27 protein-coding genes are annotated in these 21,344 nt (G+C 61.6%); 9 read left to right on the forward strand and 18 right to left on the reverse strand.

Annotation, left to right across the window (positions count from 1 at the left end):
• Positions 1-125: 125 nt before the first annotated feature.
• Positions 126-734, reverse strand: coding sequence for a YqgE/AlgH family protein (locus A3A9_RS0107185; RefSeq protein ID WP_027058168.1), 609 nt, complete (start codon positions 732-734; stop codon positions 126-128).
• A 172-nt stretch (positions 735-906) separates the two neighbouring features.
• Here A3A9_RS0107185 and A3A9_RS0107190 point away from each other — a divergent pair, with 172 nt between their 5' ends.
• The 3 genes from A3A9_RS0107190 (at position 907) to A3A9_RS0107200 (ending at position 2,764) form a co-directional block, all read left to right on the forward strand.
• Positions 907-1,713 (forward strand): protein-disulfide reductase DsbD domain-containing protein, encoded by an 807-nt coding sequence (locus A3A9_RS0107190; RefSeq protein WP_027058169.1) that lies wholly within the window; start codon positions 907-909, stop codon positions 1,711-1,713.
• 83 nt (positions 1,714-1,796) lie between these two features.
• The gene (locus tag A3A9_RS0107195; protein WP_027058170.1) at positions 1,797-2,282 is read left to right on the forward strand and encodes a peroxiredoxin; all 486 of its coding nucleotides are present in this window, start codon (positions 1,797-1,799) and stop codon (positions 2,280-2,282) included.
• Positions 2,283-2,287: 5 nt separating this feature from the next.
• Complete coding sequence (locus tag A3A9_RS0107200) at positions 2,288-2,764, forward strand: DUF2938 domain-containing protein (protein ID WP_027058171.1); 477 nt, start codon at positions 2,288-2,290, stop codon at positions 2,762-2,764.
• Between the two features lie 5 nt (positions 2,765-2,769).
• Here A3A9_RS0107200 and A3A9_RS0107205 read toward each other — a convergent pair whose 3' ends face one another.
• The 15 genes from A3A9_RS0107205 to coxB all read right to left on the reverse strand — a co-directional run bounded on the left by A3A9_RS0107205 (position 2,770) and on the right by coxB (position 13,681).
• A complete protein-coding gene (locus A3A9_RS0107205) occupies positions 2,770-3,081 on the reverse strand; it encodes a type II toxin-antitoxin system RelE/ParE family toxin (RefSeq protein ID WP_027058172.1) in 312 nt (103 codons plus the stop codon).
• Entirely contained in the window at positions 3,071-3,352 is a 282-nt protein-coding gene (locus tag A3A9_RS0107210; protein WP_027058173.1) for a type II toxin-antitoxin system ParD family antitoxin, read from the reverse strand. Before A3A9_RS0107210 ends, A3A9_RS0107205 begins: the two co-directional genes overlap by 11 nt.
• Positions 3,353-3,467: 115 nt before the next feature.
• The gene (locus A3A9_RS0107215) at positions 3,468-4,046 is read right to left on the reverse strand and encodes a histidine phosphatase family protein (RefSeq protein WP_027058174.1); all 579 of its coding nucleotides are present in this window, start codon (positions 4,044-4,046) and stop codon (positions 3,468-3,470) included.
• A 41-nt stretch (positions 4,047-4,087) separates the two neighbouring features.
• Positions 4,088-4,621, reverse strand: coding sequence for a ribonuclease HI (gene rnhA / locus A3A9_RS0107220; protein WP_027058175.1), 534 nt, complete (start codon positions 4,619-4,621; stop codon positions 4,088-4,090).
• Positions 4,618-5,580, reverse strand: a complete 963-nt coding sequence (locus A3A9_RS0107225; RefSeq protein WP_027058176.1) for a homoserine kinase — start codon at positions 5,578-5,580, stop codon at positions 4,618-4,620. The genes rnhA and A3A9_RS0107225 overlap by 4 nt, the downstream gene beginning before the upstream one ends.
• Positions 5,581-5,585: 5 nt before the next feature.
• Positions 5,586-6,596, reverse strand: coding sequence for a 4-hydroxy-3-methylbut-2-enyl diphosphate reductase (gene ispH, locus A3A9_RS0107230; RefSeq protein WP_027058177.1), 1,011 nt, complete (start codon positions 6,594-6,596; stop codon positions 5,586-5,588).
• Positions 6,597-6,683: 87 nt separating this feature from the next.
• On the reverse strand, positions 6,684-7,439 hold the full coding sequence (locus tag A3A9_RS0107235; protein ID WP_027058178.1) for an SURF1 family protein: 756 nt from the start codon (positions 7,437-7,439) through the stop codon (positions 6,684-6,686).
• Positions 7,436-7,822 (reverse strand): DUF983 domain-containing protein, encoded by a 387-nt coding sequence (locus tag A3A9_RS0107240; RefSeq protein ID WP_027058179.1) that lies wholly within the window; start codon positions 7,820-7,822, stop codon positions 7,436-7,438. Before A3A9_RS0107240 ends, A3A9_RS0107235 begins: the two co-directional genes overlap by 4 nt.
• Positions 7,823-7,824: 2 nt before the next feature.
• Entirely contained in the window at positions 7,825-8,316 is a 492-nt protein-coding gene (locus A3A9_RS0107245) for a L,D-transpeptidase family protein (protein ID WP_033838422.1), read from the reverse strand.
• Positions 8,317-8,407: 91 nt separating this feature from the next.
• Positions 8,408-9,289 carry a cytochrome c oxidase subunit 3 gene (locus tag A3A9_RS0107250; RefSeq protein WP_027058181.1) on the reverse strand — a complete coding sequence of 294 codons (882 nt, stop codon included), beginning with the start codon at positions 9,287-9,289 and terminating at the stop codon, positions 8,408-8,410.
• Position 9,290: 1 nt separating this feature from the next.
• Positions 9,291-9,923 carry a cytochrome c oxidase assembly protein gene (locus A3A9_RS0107255; protein WP_027058182.1) on the reverse strand — a complete coding sequence of 211 codons (633 nt, stop codon included), beginning with the start codon at positions 9,921-9,923 and terminating at the stop codon, positions 9,291-9,293.
• The gene (locus tag A3A9_RS45120) at positions 9,923-10,081 is read right to left on the reverse strand and encodes a hypothetical protein (RefSeq protein ID WP_082221928.1); all 159 of its coding nucleotides are present in this window, start codon (positions 10,079-10,081) and stop codon (positions 9,923-9,925) included. The genes A3A9_RS0107255 and A3A9_RS45120 overlap by 1 nt, the downstream gene beginning before the upstream one ends.
• A 2-nt stretch (positions 10,082-10,083) precedes the next feature.
• Positions 10,084-11,028, reverse strand: coding sequence for a heme o synthase (locus tag A3A9_RS0107265; protein WP_027058184.1), 945 nt, complete (start codon positions 11,026-11,028; stop codon positions 10,084-10,086).
• Between the two features lie 77 nt (positions 11,029-11,105).
• Positions 11,106-12,758, reverse strand: a complete 1,653-nt coding sequence (ctaD, locus tag A3A9_RS0107270) for a cytochrome c oxidase subunit I (protein ID WP_027034230.1) — start codon at positions 12,756-12,758, stop codon at positions 11,106-11,108.
• A 38-nt stretch (positions 12,759-12,796) separates the two neighbouring features.
• The gene (gene coxB / locus A3A9_RS0107275; RefSeq protein ID WP_027058185.1) at positions 12,797-13,681 is read right to left on the reverse strand and encodes a cytochrome c oxidase subunit II; all 885 of its coding nucleotides are present in this window, start codon (positions 13,679-13,681) and stop codon (positions 12,797-12,799) included.
• A gap of 375 nt (positions 13,682-14,056) precedes the next feature.
• On the opposite strand from coxB, the gene A3A9_RS0107280 reads away from it, so the two are divergent.
• The 6 genes from A3A9_RS0107280 (at position 14,057) to A3A9_RS38440 (ending at position 18,302) form a co-directional block, all read left to right on the forward strand.
• Positions 14,057-14,617 carry an invasion associated locus B family protein gene (locus A3A9_RS0107280; protein WP_027058186.1) on the forward strand — a complete coding sequence of 187 codons (561 nt, stop codon included), beginning with the start codon at positions 14,057-14,059 and terminating at the stop codon, positions 14,615-14,617.
• Between the two features lie 78 nt (positions 14,618-14,695).
• Positions 14,696-15,163 carry a YbjN domain-containing protein gene (locus A3A9_RS0107285; protein ID WP_033838423.1) on the forward strand — a complete coding sequence of 156 codons (468 nt, stop codon included), beginning with the start codon at positions 14,696-14,698 and terminating at the stop codon, positions 15,161-15,163.
• A 116-nt stretch (positions 15,164-15,279) separates the two neighbouring features.
• Complete coding sequence (gene tldD, locus A3A9_RS0107290; protein ID WP_027034226.1) at positions 15,280-16,692, forward strand: metalloprotease TldD; 1,413 nt, start codon at positions 15,280-15,282, stop codon at positions 16,690-16,692.
• 76 nt (positions 16,693-16,768) lie between these two features.
• Positions 16,769-17,044 carry an AbrB/MazE/SpoVT family DNA-binding domain-containing protein gene (locus tag A3A9_RS0107295; RefSeq protein WP_027058188.1) on the forward strand — a complete coding sequence of 92 codons (276 nt, stop codon included), beginning with the start codon at positions 16,769-16,771 and terminating at the stop codon, positions 17,042-17,044.
• On the forward strand, positions 17,031-17,420 hold the full coding sequence (locus tag A3A9_RS0107300) for a type II toxin-antitoxin system VapC family toxin (RefSeq protein WP_027058189.1): 390 nt from the start codon (positions 17,031-17,033) through the stop codon (positions 17,418-17,420). Before A3A9_RS0107295 ends, A3A9_RS0107300 begins: the two co-directional genes overlap by 14 nt.
• Before the next feature lie 198 nt (positions 17,421-17,618).
• Entirely contained in the window at positions 17,619-18,302 is a 684-nt protein-coding gene (locus A3A9_RS38440) for a transglutaminase-like cysteine peptidase (RefSeq protein ID WP_033838409.1), read from the forward strand.
• Between the two features lie 205 nt (positions 18,303-18,507).
• Here A3A9_RS38440 and A3A9_RS0107310 read toward each other — a convergent pair whose 3' ends face one another.
• Together A3A9_RS0107310 and A3A9_RS0107315 are read right to left on the reverse strand one after the other, a co-directional pair.
• Entirely contained in the window at positions 18,508-18,879 is a 372-nt protein-coding gene (locus tag A3A9_RS0107310; protein WP_245278991.1) for a hypothetical protein, read from the reverse strand.
• Positions 18,880-18,921: 42 nt separating this feature from the next.
• On the reverse strand, positions 18,922-21,213 hold the full coding sequence (locus A3A9_RS0107315; RefSeq protein WP_027058191.1) for a caspase family protein: 2,292 nt from the start codon (positions 21,211-21,213) through the stop codon (positions 18,922-18,924).
• Between the last annotated feature and the right edge of the window lie 131 nt (positions 21,214-21,344).

Genomic DNA, 21,344 nt, shown 5'->3' on the forward strand with positions numbered 1-21,344 from the left:
TGATCGCGGTTTCTGCGCTTCCGGTGCTCACGTACCAAAAGTACGCTCCGCTCCGGTTCTCGAAATCACCATCATATGACTCGCATGAGCGAGTTTCGAAACGGCCTCTGCGTCGGCCTGATGGGTCAGGCGTGTCCGGCCGCCAGGCTCAAATGGGCGAGATCGATGCCGATCGAGGCAAGAATCCGATCGTATTTGCGCTCGATGTCGGCGTCGAACAGAAGTTCGGGACTGGCCGGGCAGGTCAGCCAGCCATTCTCGGCGATCTCGGTTTCAAGCTGGCCGGCGCCCCAACCGGAGTAACCGAGCGCCATCAGCGCGCGGCGGGGGCCACGGCCCGACGATATGGCGCGCAATATGTCGACGGTTGCAGTCAGGCAGATGTCGTCGGAAACAGTCAGTGACGATTCCACGCGGTAGTCGCCAGAATGCAGGACGAAGCCCCGGCTGCGGTCGACGGGCCCGCCATTGCGCACGACGAAGTCGCGCGCCTGCGCCGGCAGGCGGATCGCCTCCTGCTCGTTCATGATGCCGAGCTGCACCAACAGGTCCGGAAACAGCATCTGCTGTGTCTGGTTGATGATCAGGCCCATCGCGCCTTCATCGCTGTGGGCGCAGATGTAAATGACCGAGCGCGTAAAACGGTCGTCCTTCATGCCCGGCATGGCAATCAGGAACTGATCGTCGAGAAAGCCGCGTCCGGCGGCTGTCTTCTTGTGGCGCAACAAATCCATGGTTGGGAGGGTAACGCGTTTCCCGGGCGTCGAAAAGATGCACGGCAGCGGATTCGACCAAAGCCCATGGCGCCAGTTCGGCACTTGTTTGTCCGCAAGGGTCACGCAAATATGATATCGGCAGCGCTATGAAATCATTGCGAAGCCACGAACGGACGATCAAATCACCGCCATGCAAAGCTTGAAAATCCTGTTGCTCGGCGCCGCACTCGGATCGGCAACCATCCTTCCCGCCCATGCCTCATCGTCCGCCTGGTACAACAGTGAAGGCGGTAAGGTCCGGCTGGTGACAACAGGCAAGCCCGATGCTGCCGGCCGCATCCAGGGCGTCCTCGACATCGCCCTGAAGCCCGGCTGGAAGACCTATTGGCGCGATCCGGGCGACGCCGGTGTGCCGCCGCAGCTCGACATTTCACCCAGCACCAACATCGCCGCTGCAGCGCTCTCTTTTCCAGCGCCCCAACGCCACGATGACGGTTATGGCAAATGGGCAGGTTACAATTATCCGGTTTCGCTGCCCGTGACGTTCACGCTGGCGACGCCGAACCAGCCGGCTGTCATCGATGCCGACATCTTTCTCGGCATTTGCGAAACGATCTGCATTCCCGTGCAGACAAGGCTGACCGTCGACCCCACTTCCGACCCGGACAATGCCGACGACGCAGCGTTGGTAAAGGCTGCTTTCACGGCGCTGCCGGCGCCGGCAAAGCCCGATTTCGGCATCAATGTCCTGCCGGGCGACCATGAGACGCTGGTTGTCGAGGCGAGTTTTCCAGGCGCCGCCGAAGCGGCGGATTTCTTTGTCGCCGGCGAGCAGGACTACATGTTCGGTGCTCCGGTTCGCAGCGAAAAGGACGGCAAGCTGATCTTCACCGTGCCTATCCTCGACCGCCCGTCGACGACGCCCACGGATGGCGGACTTCACTATACGCTGACCAGTTCATCAGGCGCGGTCGAAGGGCTTTTGCCTTTCCCTTGATCCAGTCGGTCCGAACGGTTGCAGGACGTCGCCGAGTTCGCTACGCAAGTACGCATCCTTCCCATTCCCCAAGTGAGGAACTCATGACCATTTCCGTTGGCGACAAGCTGCCCGAGGCGACCTTCAAGACGATGACCGCCGATGGCGCCAAGGCGATCACCTCGGCCGAGATTTTCTCGGGCAAGAAGGTGGTTCTGTTCGGCGTTCCCGGCGCCTTCACGCCGACCTGCAGCAACAACCATTTGCCCGGCTATCTCGAAAACCACGACGCCATCCTGGCGCGCGGCATCGACACCATAGCCGTCGTTTCGGTCAACGACGTCCATGTCATGGGCGCCTGGGCGCGCTTCACCGGCGGTGAAGGCAAGATCCTGTTCCTCGCCGATGGCAATGGCGATTTCGCCAAGGCGGTCGGCCTCGATGTCGATCTCTCGGCCGGTGGCCTGGGGCAGCGCTCAAAGCGTTTTTCGATGATCGTCGACAATGGCAATGTAACCACGCTCAATATCGAAGGCAGCCCGGGCCAGGCCGTCGAGTCGAGCGCCGCCAAGATTCTCGAGCAGATCTGACCTCGATGTTCGATGTCCTCTGGCGCGCCATCGCGGTCGGTATCGGCGCCACCGTGCTGATGGACCTCTGGGCCCTCTTCCTGCACAAGGCGTTCGGCCAGCCACGGCCGAACTGGGGACCGGTCGGGCGCTGGGTCTGGCATCTCCGCGACAAGGTCTTTCACGACGATATCGGCGATGCGGTGCCCTATGCCCATGAATTGGCGCTGGGCTGGGCGTTTCACTATTTCGTCGGCATCGTCTACGGCATCATTCTGGTCCTGGTGGCCGGAGCGGGATGGCTGGCCGCGCCGACCTTCCTGCCGGCCTTCATCCTCGGCATCGTTACCGTCGGTGCCGGCTGGTTCCTGCTGGCGCCCGGCCTGGGCGCCGGATGGGCAGCCTCGAAGCGGCCCAATCCCATGCAGATCAGGGCACTCAACCTGGTTTCGCACACGGTGTTCGCGCTCGGGCTTTGGGGTACGGCGCTGCTGATCCGTTAGACTATCTAGAACAAACGGTTCAAATCCCGCCGCCCGTCCACCACACGGACAATTTCAACCCACTCAACAGGCCCCTCATCGGCGTCCGGAATCGTTTCGTAGAGCAGTACAAACGGCGCCTCGACCAGCATTCGTGCGGAAGGCCTGATGTCCGGTCGCCTGACACCCATGCGTGGTTGGTCTGCCAGCTGCAGAGCCCGCGCTTCCAACTGATCATAATAGCGATCGGCCGCCCGCGTGTTTTCGCTGGCTATCATGATGTAGATGTCGATGAGGTCAGCCTTGGCTGCGGGTGACCAGACTAGCCTAACGGCCATTCGGCGGCGCTTCCGTCAGCTTTCGCCGAGCTTCCTTTCGCAACGCCTCGAAATCTACAGGCTCCGGTCTCCCGCTTGCCTTGCCTTCATCCCACAGCTGCCTCAGCCGGCGGATATCCTCATACCGCAGTTCGCGCTTGGCCAGCCAATCCCGCACCGCCTCACGCACAATCTCGCTTGCGGTTGCATACTCGCCCGCTTCCACAGCCTCTCGCATCATGGCAGCCTGTTGCGGGGTCACAGCCACGCTCATTTTTTCAACGTTTGCCACGCGGCGTCCTTATAGTTTTGCTCTATAGTAGGAAATATTACTCCCATCCTTAGTCCTTGAGCAATCACAAATTTGCCGGGATAGTCCGTCCTATCCCTATGTTTATGCTCGCCGGTCAAGGCAGCCTGTCGACCGGTCGCCACCCATGGAGGACGTGGCGCGAGCCAATGTCGTAAGCGAAATAGTTGCCACCGCCTGCCGGCTGATCCGCTTCGCGGCTGATCTCCCGCCCGCTCAGTGACAGCAGCAGGAGCGTTCCAACGCCTCCATGGCCAACAAGAGCAATGTCGCCGCCATCATTGCCGCCGAGCACGGCCTCGACCTCGCTCACGATGCGCTGCTGCGCATCGATCGCCCGCTCCCAGCCGCGAATGCTTTTGTGCGGATTGGCGAAGAACTGGTCGGCGACCGCCTCGAACTCCGGCGGCGGCAGGAAGCCCGTCGCGGAGCGGTCATTCTCATGAATTTTGTCCCTCACTTCGACTGCAAGGCGGAGATGCTTTGCGAGAATCTCGGCGGTGTCTATCGCCTTGCGTTCAGCCGATGAAAAGATGCGCCGGATCGGCCCGACCCATGGTTGATCGAGCATGGCAAAGGCTCTCGCTCGGCCGACGTCGGACAGCCCCCATTCCGGCACGGGAATCGCGGCATCCATCTGAACCTGGGGATGGGTGATGTAGTAGGCGATCGGCATGACAGATGTCTCTCGCCAGTCGAGGGCCGCGAAGCAGGACTTCAATAGCTCTGGGTCGAACGACGCGCCTTGGTGGCAAGCGGCTGCTTTGCTTGGAGATCCGGCTTTGGTGCTGAAACCGCCGGCTTGAAAGAGCCTTTCTTGAACGGCGCCATGCCTTCCCGTGCCAATTCGTCGGCGCGTTCGTTCTCGGCATGGCCGGCATGGCCCTTGACCCAGTTCCAGGTGACCTTGTGGCGCTTGTTGGCTTCATCGAGTGCCTGCCACAGCTCGCCGTTCTTGACCGGCTTCTTGTCGGCGGTCTTCCAGCCGTTCTTCTTCCAGCCATGGATCCATTTGGAAATGCCGTCCATGACATATTTGCTGTCGGTATGAAGCTCGACGGTGCAGGGTTCCTTCAGCGCATTCAGCGCGGAAATGGCCGCCAGCAACTCCATGCGGTTGTTGGTTGTCTCGGCCTCGCCGCCGGAAAGCTCCCTGGTGGTGCCGTTGAAGCGCAGGATGGCACCCCAGCCGCCAGGGCCGGGATTGCCCGAGCAGGCGCCGTCGGTGAAGATTTCAACCTGTTTGCTCATGCTAACCCATATTCCGAAGCAGATTTGATCGCCCGATGAAACCGGATCCGCCTGATGTATTCGGTCGGATCACGCTTCATGACCAGGCCGCCATCGGGAACGGTGAGCCAGTCATAGAGCCGGGTCAACATGAAGCGCAGCGCCGAGCCGCGCGCCAGCATCGGCAGTGCCGCCTTTTCCTGATCGCTCAGCGGACGCACGCTCTGATAGCTCTCAAGCAACGCCTTGCCCTTGGTGAGGTTGAAGGAAAAGTCCTTCTCGAAACACCAGGCGTTGAGGCAGGTGGCGACGTCGTAGGCATAGAGGTCGTCACAGGCAAAATAGAAGTCGATCAGGCCGGAGAGCTTTTCGCCTAGGAAGAAGACATTGTCCGGAAAAAGATCGGCATGGATGATGCCTGCTGGCAGGCCCTTCGGCCAGTTACGCTCAAGGTCCACAAAATCGGCGTCGACCTCAGCCGCCAGCCCAGGCTCGACCTCGTCGGCGCGGTCGCGGGATGCATCCCAAAGCTTGCGCCAGCCGTCGATGGCGAGCGCGTTGGGACGGGTCATCGAAAAGTCGGCGCCAGCCAGATGCAGGGCGGCCAAAGCCTTGCCGACCTCGGCACAATGCGTTGCCGTCGGCCGCCGCAGCGAGAGCCCTTCAAGGAAGGTGATGATGACCGCGGGACGGCCGGCCAGCGTGCCGATGACGCTGCCGTCATGCGCGGTCACCGGCAGCGGGCAGGACACGCCCTTGTTGGCGAGATGGCCCATCAAGCCGAGGAAAAACGGCAGGTCCGCCTTCTCGACGCGCTTCTCATAGAGCGTCAGAATGTAGGCGCCGCTGGACGTATGCAGCAGGAAATTCGAATTCTCGGTGCCTTCGGCGATGCCCTTGTAGGACAGGAGATCGCCGACCGGGTAGTGCTTCAGGAAAGCGCCGAGTTCGCCCTCCGCAACGTCGGTATAGACGGCCATGTGCCTTACGCGGCTCCGTTGACGAAGGCCATGTCGGCCGGCGTCAGTTCGACATCGCGCAATACCCGCATGACCGGAAAATCCTCTGTTTCGGTGGCCGTGATGGCCAGGTCGATGGTGACATCGAAGCGCTGGCGAAACGCGTCGATGATCTCGTCGACGATGATCTCCGGCGCCGATGCCCCTGCCGACAGGCCGAGCGTCGAAATGTTGCCGATGTCATTCCACGGAATCTCGGCGGCGCGCTGTACGAGAAGCGACATCTTGGCACCTGCGCGCTCCGCCACTTCGACAAGACGCCGCGAGTTGGAGGAATTGGGGGCACCGACGATCAGATAGAGATCAGCGCCCGGGGCGGTATCCTTGACCGCTTCCTGGCGGTTGGTGGTGGCGTAGCAGATCGATTCCGCCGCCGGCGCCTGCAGGGCAGGAAAGCGGTCCTTCAGCGCGCGGATGATGCCGGCGGTGTCCTCGACCGACAGCGTGGTCTGGGTGACGAAGCCGAGCGCTTGTGGGTCGGCGGGCTCGAGCGTGGCGGCGTCGGCTTCGGTCTCGACCAGCGTGACCGCGCCTTCCGGCAATTGGCCCATTGTGCCGATCACCTCGGGATGTCCGGCATGGCCGATCAACAGCACATGGCGGCCGAGCCGCTGATGGCGCATCGCCTGCTTGTGGACCTTGGAGACCAGCGGACAGGTGGCGTCGAGATAGAACAGGTTGCGCGCCTGAGCATCCGCCGGCACCGATTTCGGCACGCCATGCGCCGAGAAGACAACCGGCGACTGCCGGTGTTCGGCCGGAATTTCGGAAAGCTCCTCGATGAAGACCGCGCCAAGGCTTTGCAGTCCCTCGACGACATAGCGGTTGTGCACGATCTCATGGCGGACATAGACCGGCGCGCCATATTTCTTCAGAGCCAGCACGACGATCTGGATGGCACGGTCGACGCCGGCGCAGAAGCCGCGCGGCTGGCAGAGCCGGATCGTCAGCGGAGGCTTGGTCATTGTCTGAAGCATTAAATCCTGGCCGGTTCGTCAGCGCCGAAATGAGGTGCCTACCCCTGTTCTGTCAAGGGCCGGCTCTGTGAAGGATGCTGCTAGCGGTCATTCCCTTTTCGCGGGACAGCGAAGCCGCAGGATGAGCACCGCGGCGAGCGCCGCGGCGAGCCCATACCAGGTGACGGCATATTGCAGATGGCTGTTCGGCAGGTCGATGATGGTGACGCCTCCGACCGGCAGACCGCCGGGATTGGGCGTCTTGTCGGCATCGATGAAGATCGGAACCAGCGTGAACCTGGCCGGCAGCCCGGCGCTCGCCGCCATGACGTCGCGGTCCTTCCAGTAGAAGATGTTCTTGGCCACGTCATTGTCGGGAAGCATCATCGACGGCTTTGCCGGCAGCGGATTGCGAGCGAGCCCGGTGATCGTCACCCTACCCGTCACCTGCCCTTTCGAGCGCTTGGCGGCATCCTTGAGGTCATAGGGTATGAAGCCGCGATTGATCAGGACGAAACGGCCATCGTCCAGTGCCAGCGGCGTGTAGACGTTGAAGCCGGCCTCGCCTTCCCAGGTCGAATAGAAATGCCGTTCGCCGGAATGCAGGAAGGTGCCGGAGACCGTGACCGGCGTGTAGTCGACGTCTCCCGAGGCGGCGAACTCTTTCTCGACCTCTGCCAGCGGCAGCGGCGCCGAATGGGTGCGCTGGTCGATGGTCTGCAGAAGACCTTCCTTCCAGTGCAGGCGCTGGACCTGCCAGGTGCCGAGCGCCAGCAGGATGACCAGCAGCACAAGACCAAGGCCGAGCAGCAATGCTGTCCTTGGCCGCGAACCGCCACCAGTTTTGATGGACGCCTCGCTCATTCGCCGTGGTCCAGCCGGCCTTCGGCCGCCTTGTTGGCATATTGCAGGGTGAGCAACACGCCCTTGATCAGCCGCAACGCCGTCAGGCACAGCACCACGGCCAGCGGGACCCAGACCAGCAGATGCAGCCAGAGCGGCGGGCTCAGCGTCACGTCAACCCAGAGCGCCAGGCCGACGATGATGAAGCCGATGATCAGAATGACGAAGACCGCCGGTCCATCGCCTGCATCGGCGTAGGAATAGTCGAGGCCGCAATTGGTGCAGCGTTTGCCAACGGTGAGGAAGCCGGAAAACAGCCGCCCCTCGCCGCAACGCGGGCAACGGCCATGCAGCCCAGCCGAAATCGGATCGATCGGAGGCCAGATCGCCTTGTCTTCACTCATGGTTACTGCTCGATCTCGATCGGTGTCCCATCGGCCACCATTGCCCAGATTTCGTCCATGTCGGAGTCCGTAACGGCAATGCAGCCATCGGTCCAGTCGACCAATTGAAGCAGCCAGCCCCACCGGCCGAAACCATTGGGCTGGCCGTGGATCATGATCATGCCGCCCGCGTCGACATGGCGCGCCTTCGCGGCGGCGAGATCGCCGGCATTGGGATAGGAGATGTGGATGGATCTGTGCGCGATGCTGTTGGGATTGCGCCAATCGAGCATATAGCGCCCCTCGGGCGTGCGCTGATCGCCCTCTTGGTGCTTGCCGCCGACGGGATCCCCGCCGAGCGCAATGCTGTAGGTCCGCAGGACCTTGCCGTCGCCGATCAGCTCCAGCCGGCGTTCCGCCTTGTGAACGCGCACCAGATCCACTTTCTCAGCCGCAAGGGTCGGGTATGCCAGGAGGATGAATGCGCAAATCGCCCAGGAAATCGTCAGCCGCATCAGCAATCGATCGGCGATCATTGCGCCGAAAAGAAGAAGGCGGCCACGTCGCCGCGGCCGCCCTCCCGAAATCGAAATACTACGGGCCGGATCAGTGGCCTTCGATCACCGCGCCGACCGATCCCCAGACATAGATCGAGGCGAACAGGAATAGCCAGACCACGTCGACGAAGTGCCAGTACCAGGCGGCCGCCTCGAAGCCGAAATGCTGCTTTGGGGTGAAGTCACCCTTCATCGCCCGGATCAGGCAGACCAGCAGGAAGATGGTGCCGATGATGACATGGAAGCCGTGGAAGCCTGTCGCCATGAAGAAGGTGGCGCCGTAGATGGAATCCTTGAAGCCGAACGGAGCGTGCATGTACTCGTAGGCCTGCACCATGGTGAACAGCATGCCGAGGCCCACCGTCAGCACCAGGCCGTTGATCAGGCCCTTGCGATCGCCATGGATGAGCGAATGGTGTGCCCAGGTGACCGTGGTTCCCGACAGCAGCAGGATGATGGTGTTGTAGAGCGGCAAATGGAAGGGATCGAGAACTTCCATGCCCTTCGGCGGCCAGACACCACCGGTAAATGTGGCGCGCGCGTAGTTCTGTGCCTCGCCGGCAAAAAGGCTGGCATCGAAATAGGCCCAGAACCAGGCAACAAAGAACATCACCTCCGAGGCGATGAACATGATCATGCCATAGCGCAGGTGCAGCGACACGACCCGTGTGTGATGGCCCTCATGCGCTTCCTTGATCGTGTCCGACCACCAGGCGAACATGGTGTAGAGCACGATCACCACGCCGATGAAGAACAGCCACGGATTGGCGATATTGAAGCCGAAGATCGGAAAAGTGCCGCCCTTCAGGTATTCCATCAGGGCGACACCGCCAAAGGCCATGACGAGCGCGCCTATCGAGCCCAGGAAAGGCCATGGGCTTGGGTCGACGAGATGGTAGTCATGCTGTGGTTTTGCGTGCGCGTCTGCCATATCAACCCCCGAGATTTGCTTCGGTATTGGAAATTGTCTTGCTGTCACCCTGGATCGGCTCCGATGAGGCGACCGGCTTAGTCTTCTCCACCGGGAACATCGTATAGGACAGGGTGATCGTCTTCACGTCCTTCAGCTCCGGCACATTCACGATATCGGGATCCACATAGAACAGGACCGGCATGTCCAGCGTCTCGCCGGGCTTCAGCGAGGTGTCGGTGAAGCAGAAGCACTCGACCTTGTTGAAGTAGGGGCCTGCCAGTTCCGGCTGCACGTTGAAGGTGGCGCGGCCGGTGACGGGGCGATCGAACTTGTTGGTCGCCTGGTAATGCGCCTGCACCGTCTCGCCGATCTTCATCGTCATCGAGCGCTGGACCGGCTGGAACTCCCACGGCACGCCGGCAATATTGGCGTCGAAGCGCACCGTGATCTCACGGTCCAGCACGCGGCCGGCATATTGCTTCTCGGCACGTTGCGTCGTGCCGCCATAACCGGTTGCCTGGCAGAACATCTTGTAGAGCGGCACGGCCGCATAGGCCATGCCGATCATGCCGGTGAAGAAGGCAAGACAGACCGCCGCGACGATGACATTGCTGTTCTTGCCGGCCGGCTTTTTGGACATCTCGACGCTCATCACATCGTGCCCAGATTGTGGCCGAACTTGACGATCGTGGCGATGTAGAAAATGACGACCAGCACCGCCAACGCCACCCCTATGGCGATGGACCGGCTGCGCTGGGCCTTCTTCTGACGATCGGTTAGCGTGACCGTCTCAAGCTTTTCCTCGACCATTATCATGCCCCACCCATGGCAAGTGCACGTTCGACGACGCTGTCGGCCAGGTAGGCAGCGAAGATGGCGAAGAGATACAGCAGCGAATAAGCAAATAGCGCCTTGGCCGGCTTCATGACGCGATCATCGTCGGCCATGCCCAGCACTTTCCACGCATACCAGACAAAGCCAACCCCAAGCAGCACGGCGGCCACGCCGTAGACCGGCGTTGTGTAGCCGAGCACCCAAGGCAGCACACCGACCGGGGCCAAGACCAGCGCATAGGCGAAGATCTGGCGGCGGGTCGACGCCTGGCCAGCAACATTCGGCATCATCGGGATACCGGCTCGGGCATAATCCTCGGATTTGAACAGTGCCAGTGCCCAGAAATGCGGTGGCGTCCAAAGGAAGATGATCAGGAACAGGACGATGCTCTCGAGGCTGACCGAGCCGGTTACCGCGGCCCAGCCGATGACCGGCGGGATGGCACCGGCCGCGCCACCAATAACGATGTTCTGCGGCGTCCAGCGCTTCAGCCACATCGTGTAGACGACGGCATAGAAGAAGATGGTGAAGGCCAGCAACGTCGCGGAGAGCCAGTTGACCAGCACGCCGAGCGTCATCACTGACAGGACGGAAAGCACCAGGCCGAAGGTCAGCGCCTCGTGCGGCTGGATACGGCCGGACGGAACTGGACGGCTGGCCGTCCTGGTCATCACCGCGTCGATGTCGGCGTCGTACCACATGTTGAGCGCGCCCGAGGCGCCGGCGCCAATGGCAATAGCCAGGATGGCGATCACCGCCAGCAGCGGATTGATCGTCACGGGTGCCGCGACCAGTCCGACGAAGGCGGTAAACACCACCAGCGACATGACGCGCGGCTTCAGCAGGGCGAAGAAATCGCCCGCGGTCGCTTCCGACATGCGGAAGCCCGCTTCGTCAATACTGGTTTCGTCGACTAGGGCCATGCGTACTCAAGTCCATAATTCCGTTTGTCCAAAACCGCCGGCGAACCGGCGGTTTTGATTTCGTACAGGCTGCCGCCTTACTTGATCTTCGGCAGCTGCTCCCACTGGTGGAAAGGCGGCGGCGAAGGCAGCTGCCATTCCAGCGTCGTTGCGCCCTCGCCCCACGGATTGGCGCCGGCGATCCGCTTCTTCCGGAAGGCTTCGAACACGCAGTAAAGGAAGATCAACACGCCGACGGCCGAGATGTAGGAGCCGATGGACGACACGTAGTTCCAGCCGGCAAACGCGTCCGGATAGTCGATCGTGCGGCGCGGCATGCCGGCGAGGCCGAGGAAATGCTGCGGGAAGAAGATCAGATTGACGCCGACGAAGGTGACCCAGAAGTGGGTGTTGGCGATAACAGGCGAGTACATATAGCCGGTCATCTTGGGGAACCAGTAGTACCAGCCGGCGAAGATCGCGAACACCGCGCCCAGCGACAGCACATAGTGGAAGTGGGCGATGACGAAATAGGTGTCGTGCAGCGAGCGGTCGAGGCCGGCATTGGCTAGCTGAACGCCCGTGACGCCGCCGATGGTGAACAGGAAGATGAAGCCCAGTGCCCACAGCATCGGCGTCTTGAACGAGATCGATCCGCCCCACATCGTCGCGATCCACGAGAAGATCTTCACGCCCGTCGGCACCGCGATGACCATGGTGGCGAAAACGAAGTAGCGCTGCGTGTCGAGCGACAGGCCGGTCGTATACATGTGGTGCGCCCAGACGATGAAGCCGACGGCGCCGATCGCGACCATGGCGTAGGCCATGCCGAGATAGCCGAACACCGGCTTCTTCGAGAAGGTCGAGATGACATGGCTGATGATGCCGAAGCCCGGCAGGATCAGAATGTAGACTTCCGGGTGACCGAAGAACCAGAACAGGTGCTGGAACAGGATCGGGTCGCCGCCGCCGTCCGGAGCAAAGAAGGTGGTGCCGAAATTCCGGTCGGTGAGCAGCATGGTGATGCCGCCGGCCAGAACTGGCAACGACAGGAGCAGCAGGAAGGCGGTGACCAGCACCGACCAGGCAAACAGCGGCATCTTGTGCAGCGTCATGCCGGGGGCGCGCATGTTGAAGATGGTGGTGATGAAGTTGATGGCGCCGAGGATCGACGACGCACCGGCAATGTGGATCGACAGGATGGCCAGATCCATCGCCGGTCCGGGCTGGCCCGAGGTCGACAGCGGCGGATAGAGCGTCCAGCCGCCACCCACGCCGTAGGCGCCCGGCGCACTCGGCATGAACATCGAGGTGAGCAGCAGGATGAAGGCCGGCGGCAGCAGCCAGAACGAGATGTTGTTCATGCGCGGGAACGCCATATCAGGGGCGCCGATCATGATCGGCACCATCCAGTTGGCAAAACCACCGATCAGCGCCGGCATGACCATAAAGAAGATCATGATCAGCGCATGCGCGGTGGCAAAGGCATTGTACATGCTCTTGCCGCCGTCGATCGCGGCATCACCGTTCATGCCGTAGACCATCTGCGCCAGGCCGCTGAAGATCTGGATGCCGGGCTCCTGCAGTTCCATGCGGATGGCAACGGACAGCGCACCGCCGATGATACCGGCCATGATCGCAAAGATCAGGTAGAGCGTGCCGATATCCTTGTGGTTGGTCGAATAGACCCAGCGCACCCAGCCGTGATACGGCTTGTGGTCGTGCCCGTCGTGAGCTGCAGCGTCTGCCATGTTCCGCTCCGTTCCCTAAATCTTGCTAACCCGCGACATCAATTGCCGGCGGCCGCTACCTTGTTCTGGCCGTCGACTTCGGCCATGAGCGTCTTGTTGGCGCCTGGCAGATCGGTCTTGGCCGCAGCCAGCCAGGTCTTGAACTGCGTGTCGGATACGACACGAATGGCGATCGGCATGAAGGCGTGGTCCTTGCCGCAGAGCTGAGAGCACTGACCGTAATAGAGGCCTTCCTTCTCCGCCTTGAACCAGGTTTCGTTGGTGCGCCCCGGAACGGCGTCCATCTTGATGCCAAAGGACGGCATGGCAAAGGAATGGATCACGTCGGTCGCGGTGACGAGCACGCGCGTCATCGTGTTGACCGGCACCACCAGCTCGTTGTCAACCGCGAGCAGGCGTGGATAGACTTTGCGGTCTTCCTTGCCGGCCTTGGCGCGATCACCATCCTGCAGGATGGCCGAATTGAAGGTGAGCGTGTTGTCCGTCTGGTACTCGTAATCCCAGTTCCACTGGTTGCCGGTCGCCTTGACGGTGAGCTTTGGCTCTTCCCCGGGCGTATACTGCGCGGTCAGGAGCTTGAACGAAGGAATGGCGATGAAAAGCAGGATGACAACAGGTCCCACCGTCCAGATCACTTCGATCGCCGTGTTGTGGCTGGTTTTGGCGGGCACCGGATTGGCGCTCGCCCGAAACCGGAAGATGCAATAGGCGAGAAGAAACAGCACCAACAACGTGATCGGGACGACAAACCACATCGTGTAGTTCCCGAAGCTCTCGATCTGCCGCATCATCTCGGTCGCCGGTGCCTGGAAGGTCGTCTCCCACGGCACGGGCTGATCAGCATGGGCGGATGTGCCGGCGAAAAACGCGGTGGCAGCCCCAGCACTGGCTAGAAACTTGGCGTTTGCTAGGAATTTTCTCATCGCCCTCTTCGTCTCCCAGTTTCTCGCGACCGTGCCCGCGAGAATACGAACAATGCCGGGACGGGAATCCCGACAGTCTCAAGGTGGTTCAAACCATACTCTTTTTCCCTCCGCAAGAAAGGAGCGGAGGAAACTGTGCGGCATTTTTGCGCGCAAGCTGACATGGCTCTTCCGGGGCGGTGGCGACGGCGGCGAATTGCGCATCTCCGGCAGGCTACCCGCCTCACGCCGGTGGGGTGCGCGAAGCGTCGTAATTCAGGCGAATTTCGCGGGGAAAAGCGCTGTGTTGCCTGTTTCGGGACAGTTCGGCCGCGGCCTCGTCCTTTACTTGGCATTGGCGCGGCTTAAAGTGCCGTGATTCGCAATGGAGCCGTCATGAACTCTTGGCTTTCTAGACTGAGGCATGTGAGACTGGGGCTTTCGAGCACCTTGGCGAAAGCCATCTTTGTCATTGCCCTGTCGGCGGCCGGTCTGTTGGTCGCCAGTCAGGCCAATGCCGCACAGCCGAGCGGCACGGTGCGCTCGACGCACGGCGCCTGGTCGATCATCTGCGACACGCCCGCCGGTGCAACCTCTGAACAATGCGTGATGATGCAGAATGTCGTCGCCGAGGATCGCCCGGAGATGGGGCTGTCGGTCGTCGTGCTGCGGACCGCCGACAACAAGGCCGAGATCCTGCGCGTGCTGGCGCCGCTAGGCGTGCTCCTGCCCAACGGGCTTGGCCTCAATGTGGACGGCAAGGACATCGGCCGCGCCTATTTCGTGCGCTGCTTCCAGGACGGTTGCTACGCCGAGGTCATTCTCGAAAAACCGCTGCTCGACACGCTCAAGACCGGCACATCGGCAACGTTCATCGTCTTCCAGACGCCGGAAGAAGGCATCGGCATTCCCGTCGACCTCAAGGGCTTCGCCGACGGTTTTGCCGCCCTGCCCTAACGTCAGGACGCTTGCGGAAAACTCAATCCTGGCGCACAATTCCCGCAGGATGCGGGTTTTTTGGCGGTGGGGATCATCATGCGCTCGTTTTCTTTGCTTCTATCCGCGGGTCTGATTTCGACCGGCGCGATTTCTGTTGCGTGGGCTGACAATGCCGAAGTCATCACGGCACCTGATCCCAACGCAATCCTCGACATTGCCAAGGGTTATGGCTCGGCCAAGCTGGACAAGGACGACGGTGGTGACCCCATGGTCTCCGGCCGGCTCGAAGGCATGAAATATGTCATCTACTTCTATGGCTGCGAAAACCACGAGAAGTGCAAATCCATCCAGTTTTCCTCGGGCTACACCGATGCCTTCACGGCCGATCAGGCCAATGAGTGGAACAAGAAATTTCGCTGGGTCAAGGCGTTTTCCGGCGACGGATCCAACTTCAAGATGGATGTCAGCTTCATCGGCGGCATCACCAAGGCCAATCTCGAGGAAGATTTCTCGAACTGGGATTCGATGACCAACAACATCAAGGACTTCATCAACCAGAAGTGACGCCGACGGCCTGTCGGCGATCGCATTTGTTCTCACATCGCAGCGGGACGATTGTCTCGGCGCGGCTTCGCGCCTACATCGTGGGAAACAAGCTTCTTCCCACGAATGGATGCGCCATGAACAGCCTGATCGGCCAATTCGACATTTCAGACGATCGCATCAAGCAGATCGTAACTGAGACCATCAACGGTGCCGACGACGGCGAGCTGTTTCTCGAATACAGCGAGAGCGAGGCGCTGATGTTCGACAATGGCCGGCTGAAGACCGCCAATTTCAACACCGACCAGGGTTTTGGCCTGCGTGCGGTTGCGGGCGAAGCCAGCGGCTACGCTCATTCGAGCGACCTGTCCGAGGCTTCGCTGCTGCGCGCGGCCGCCGCTGTCTCGACCGTCAAGGGTGGCTATTCCGGCACGCTTGCCGCCGCACCTGCTCGTACCAATACCCATCTCTACGGCGATGAGAACCCTATCCCCTCGCCCTCCTTCGAGGCCAAGGCAAAGCTGCTGCAGGAAATCGACGCCTGGCTGCGTGCGCAGGATCCGCGCGTGCGCCAGGTGACCGCCTCGCTCGCCGCTTCCTGGCAGCATGTCGAGATCGTGCGCGCCGATGGCCAGGTGGTGCGCGATATCCGGCCGCTGGTCCGCATCAACGTCTCGGTGGTGGTCGGCGATGGCGACCGCCAGGAAAGCGGCTCCTACGGCATGGGTGGACGTAAGGCGTTTGGCGAGTTCCTGATCGAGGACGCCTGGCAGCACGCCGCCAAGGAAGCGCTCCGGCAGGCGCTGGTTAACCTGGAAGCCATTCCGGCACCGGCAGGCACGTTCGACATCGTGCTGTCCAGCGGCTGGCCGGGCGTGATGCTGCACGAAGCCGTCGGCCATGGGCTGGAAGGCGATTTCAACCGCAAGAAGACCTCCGCCTTCGCCGGCCTGCTCGGCCAGCAGGTTGCCGCAAAGGGCGTTACCGTCGTCGATGACGGCACGATCCCCGAGCGGCGCGGTTCACTCACCGTCGACGACGAGGGTACACCTTCGGCCCGCAACGTGCTGATCGAGGACGGCAAACTGGTCGGCTACATGCAGGACCGGCAGAACGCCCGGCTGATGGGGATGAAAGCGACCGGTAACGGCCGGCGCGAAGGCTACGCGCACCAACCGATGCCGCGCATGACAAACACCTACATGACTTCAGGCGACATGGAGCCGGACGAGATCATCGCCTCGGTCAAGAACGGCATCTACGCCGTCTCTTTCGGTGGCGGCCAGGTCGATATCACTTCGGGCAAGTTCGTGTTCGGCTGCACCGAGGCCTACATGATCGAGAACGGCAAGGTGACGCAGCCGATCAAGGGTGCGATGCTGATCGGCAATGGGCCGGATGCCATGCACCGCGTCTCGATGGTCGGCAACGACATGAAGCTCGACAATGGCATCGGCATGTGCGGCAAGGCCGGACAAGGCGTGCCGGTCGGCGTCGGCCAGCCGCATCTCAGGATGAACCAGATGACGGTCGGCGGCACCCGGGTTTGAGGATGCAATCCGGCAGGCTTGAATGTCTTCCGCGACAAGACTATCTTACCATTGTCTTACACGAAGGCGTGGCGCGATGGCTGCAACAGAAAAACTTGTAACGACCGTCTCCACCAAGGGACAGGTAATCCTGCCCAGCGCGATCCGAAAACAGAGGGATTGGGGCGCGGGCACGCGCTTGGAGGTCGAAGACACTCCCGATGGAGTCCTTTTGAAATTGGCGCCGGCCTTTGCCCCGACACGACCAGAAGATGTCTTTGGCGTCCTGCCGCGCAGCGGCACCCCGAAGACGCTGGAGGAAATGGACGCCGCCGTCCTTGCTGAAGCACGGCGACGCGATGCTCGCAATTGATACCAACGTTGTCGTCAGGTATTTGACGAACGACCATCCCGAGCAGTCCCCGCGAGCACGGCGGCTTATCGATGGTCAGCCTGTCTTTGTTTCTGTCACGGTAATCCTGGAGGCAGAGTGGGTGCTGCGCAGCGCCTACGGTCACAGCCAGGCCGTGATCGCCAGCACACTGCGGATGTTCGGCGGGTTACCCACGGTAGAGCTGGAAGATGCCGCGATTGTCTCCTCTGCGCTGGATCTGTCGGAGGCAGGAATGGATTTCGCAGATGCGCTGCATCTGAGAAAATCAGCGCATTGCGCCGGCTTGGCAACCTTTGACCGTAGTTTCCTCAAGGCTGCGAGGGCGGCCGGATATGACGGCGTGCAGGAAGCCTGACGAGGAAGCGCGGTCTGGACGCTCTGACGCTCGAACTTCGCCTGATGCGCCAGCTGATCCTTGTTTTTCGGCTTGAATCTCCGCCATACCTTGAAGTGAACACAATCGACGTTAGGAAATCATTGAGTCTTTAACTGCCTGGGCCGCTTTTGCGCACGGACGCAGCACCAGTTCCTCGTTGTGGTGGTGGTTTTGGCAATGCGGCACTCCCTGACTTCGTCTCTCCTGCTTGGCTTTGTTTCGTTGATTGGTGCGACATCGCTGCCAGCAAGTCCGGCGGCAGCGCAGTCGACATGGTTCAAGTCACAATCGGCGCAATCTTCCACGGATGGAGCGCGCTCCGCCGCCGTAGGTGGAAGCACCAGCGTGCCCTACGGCTGGCTGGATTTCTGCCATCGCCGGCCAAAAGAGTGCAAGGTGCCCGTTCTGCCAGCCGCGAGTGTCAAACTAACCGCGCAGAACCTACGCATCCTCAAGCGTATAAATCAGACGGCCAACAATTCCATCAAACCCGTCAGCAATTTCGATCACTGGGGCACGATGGAGGACCACTGGGATTACCCGGTTGACGGCAAGGGCGACTGCAAGATCTACGCGCTCTACAAGCGCAAGCTTCTCAAGGAAGCTGGATTCCCCCGGCAGGCACTGTTGATGACCGTGGTGCGCGACCTCGACAATGAGGGCCACACCATCCTGACGGTGAAAACCGACAAAGGCGATCTCGTCCTCGACAATCTGGTCAACGAAATCAGGCCCTGGAACGCGACCGGCTACTACTTCCTGAAACGCCAGTCGCAGCAGAACCCGAATGTCTGGGTGTCGATCAACCAGCGCGGTGGTAGGCCGAAGACCCTCTCGAATGTTGCCAAGCTCGTAGACTGAGGGCTTGCCAGAACCGTAGCGGCTCCAGGCACCGCGAGCGTTCGGTGGCTGTCGATATGGCGGATGCCGTAACTGTCTCTTCTGCGCTCGATCCGAGCCCAAGTCGAAGCTGACACAGACAGAAATCCGGTTCACGCTTTTCCCGGAATTGCCGCCAGCCACGCGGTGCAGGCTGGCAGCAGTATCTTCGGCGTGGAGCCGATGATCAGGTGGCTTTGCCGCCGTTCTTCTTGCAGTCTGCCCGGAACTTCTCACGTGCCTTGCCGTGCAGCTTCTGGGCATCGGCAAGTGCTGAACATTGCTTCGAAATCGCGGTTTTCTCCGGCGTCATGGCGGTCGTCTTTGCCTTCTTCGCGGGGGCGGCAGTGGTCGTGGCCGGCGCGGTCGTGGTGGCTGCTGTCGTCGCTGCCGCGGCAGCTCCCGTCATAATAAACCCGGCTACGGCAATAGACGTCAGAACGCTTGCAATTCTCATTGTGGTCACTCCCTTGAGCACCCCGCCCAACGTTGACTGGTAACAGCGTGCCAAGGCAGCGCGCAATCTTGGCCGTGCCCAACCACGCAGTTGTGATGTCATCGTGTATCGCCGTGCCAGGCCGCGTTCGCAGCCCGACACGCGCTATTTCTTGCAGGCAGGCTCGCTGGGGTGTCCGCAAGGTGGCTTCTTGCCGACTTCCCGCTGCGGCTTTTGCTGTAGCTGAGGCTGCCGCTGTATGTGCGCCTGCGCCTGGAACTGCGGCCTCTGCGGTTTTGAAAGCACCTGCACCTTCGGCTTGTCTTGCAATTTCAGCTGACGATGCGGATTGCTGTTCGAGACCTTGTCGCCCGCCGGCCCGCCATTGGCCGGCGGCTTGTGGAATTTGAGCCCCTTGCCTTGTCCGTTGGCTGCCCCATTCGTCGTGTCCGAGCCACCAACGCCCTGACCATGGAGCTTTTTCAATTTTCCGTTGGCGGCGACTTGGCCATTGAGCACTGAGGGATTGTTGGTCTTCAGTTTCAACTGGCTATTCTGCCCATTGCCGGAAGGTGCCGTGGCGCCAGCCGGGAGCTTGTGCAACTTTCCGCTCTTGTCCTGCCCATTGGTCACTGGGGCTGCGCCATTGGCGGTCGTCGCGGCATCCGCAAGGCCCTGCTTGCGCAGGCGCTTGCCGGATTTGTCGTTGGCCACGTTCTGGCCATTGAGGACCGGCTTGCCGTTGACCAGCGGCAGCGTCTTGCCGTCGGCGCCGGGCAGAGCGTGGCCGGCCAGCTTGTCTGCCGGCAGCGTTTTCGACAGTGGCGCGCCGCCGTTCTGCTGTCCCGTTTTGACCAGTTTCGATGGCAGGCCGCCCGGATTGACCTTGGCGAGCGTGGCCTCCTTCTTCTGCAGGAAAGCCGGCAGCGCCACCTTGGTCGCCAATGCCGCCGCACCGATGCCCACCGCACCTGCGGTCAGCTTCTGGCCGGTGGTGAGGCCGTTCTCGTTGATCGTCGTGTTGTTGACGATGGTGGTGTTGTGGATGTTGTTGAAGATGACGTTGTTCGGCGGCGGGAAGATGTCATGCGGCGGGTTCACCCAAACCGGCACGGGCACGAACACCGGCGTCGGCAGAAGGAAGACGCCGATCGGCGGCGGCGGTGGCGGCAGTTCGATGAAGTCGCGCGGCCGCGGTTGCAGGAAGATCACCGCCACCGGTGGCGGCGGATCGAAGCCGAATTCGGGGTCGTCGAAATAGAGCACAGGCCGGTCGACATAGACGATTTCTTCCGGCGGCGGCGGCGGCACATCGTAGGCATAGACGGCAAAACCCTGCGGCGGCTCCAGGGCGGCGTCGAAATGCTCGAGCCTGCGGCGGGCATCCCAGGCGTGGGGGCCATCGGGATAGCGATCGAGATAGGACCAATAGGCCTCGGGCGTGTCCCTGAGCCAGGTCTGGCGCCAGGTGATCGCCTCGCGCCGCGCCGCCAGAATGGCGCGCACGCGCCTGGCCATCGGATCGTGGGGATAGGCGACGATGAAATCTTCGTAGCCGCGCATCGTATCGCGATCGAGGGCGGCGATGTAGGCGTCATGCGCATCGAAGTCGCGGATTTCCTTGGTCCGGTTTGTCCGCACCTCGGCGGCTGAAACCTGCGGCGCCGGAGCATCCGGGCCACGGTCGAAGAAGACGAAGGGATCGGTGATCTTGGAGGCGTTCCAAGGCACCTCCGCGCCATTAGTCACTTCGTTGACTCGCAGCCGCGTGCGATCGAACACATCGCCAAGCTGCAGGCCACCATCCCTGATCATCTCGGCGAGCGCCTGCGCATAGGCGCCATACGAGCCTTTGCCTTCAGGTGCGACTGTGCCCGGGGCGGCATTGAAGGCGACCAGCATGTTCGGGTCGGGATCGACGAGTGCGAGGCCGCCGGCAAGCGGCTGGTTCGACTTCGCGAAGGAGTTTGGCCGCGCCGCGTCGAGCACGAAGATGTTGACCTTGTTCGGCAAGGCCGCGAGCGGCTTGGTGAGATCGGAAACCCGCACGGCCGCCATCGGCACGTCAGCGGCATTGGCGATCTGGGCATCGACCGGCACGAAATAGTTCTCGCCCTCGAACTGCAAGCCCTGGCCGGCCAGATAGACAAACACGATCGCGTCGGGACCGGCTGCTGTGACCTTGGCGAGGAAATCGCGGTAGGCGCCGCGCAGCGATTCCTGGTCGACATCGCGCGCGCCGACCACGTCGAACCCCGCCGCCTGCAATGTCTGCGCAATCAGGCCGGCGTCGTTGGCCGGTGTCGCCAGCGCCCCCGCCGGATAGGCAGCGTTGCCGATGACGAAGGCAAGGCGTTTTTCGCCTTGCGCCAGCGCCCCGGCCGTCGAGCCGAACGCGAAAATGGAGAAAGCAAGGAACAAAGCGAGGAATTTCGAGACCGTCCGCATTGCGATCATCCGTCAGGTGAGAGTGCCGATGCTTCCGCCCAAGAGCCCGGACTAGGCCGGTGCAAAAAGGCGGCTTTGCGGCGCCTTTCGGTCGAGACCGGCCGGATTGCCCGGTCTCAACGAAACGTGATCGTTGGCCG

Source organism: Mesorhizobium loti CJ3sym (assembly GCF_000472785.1).
GTDB lineage: Bacteria > Pseudomonadota > Alphaproteobacteria > Rhizobiales > Rhizobiaceae > Mesorhizobium > Mesorhizobium loti_E.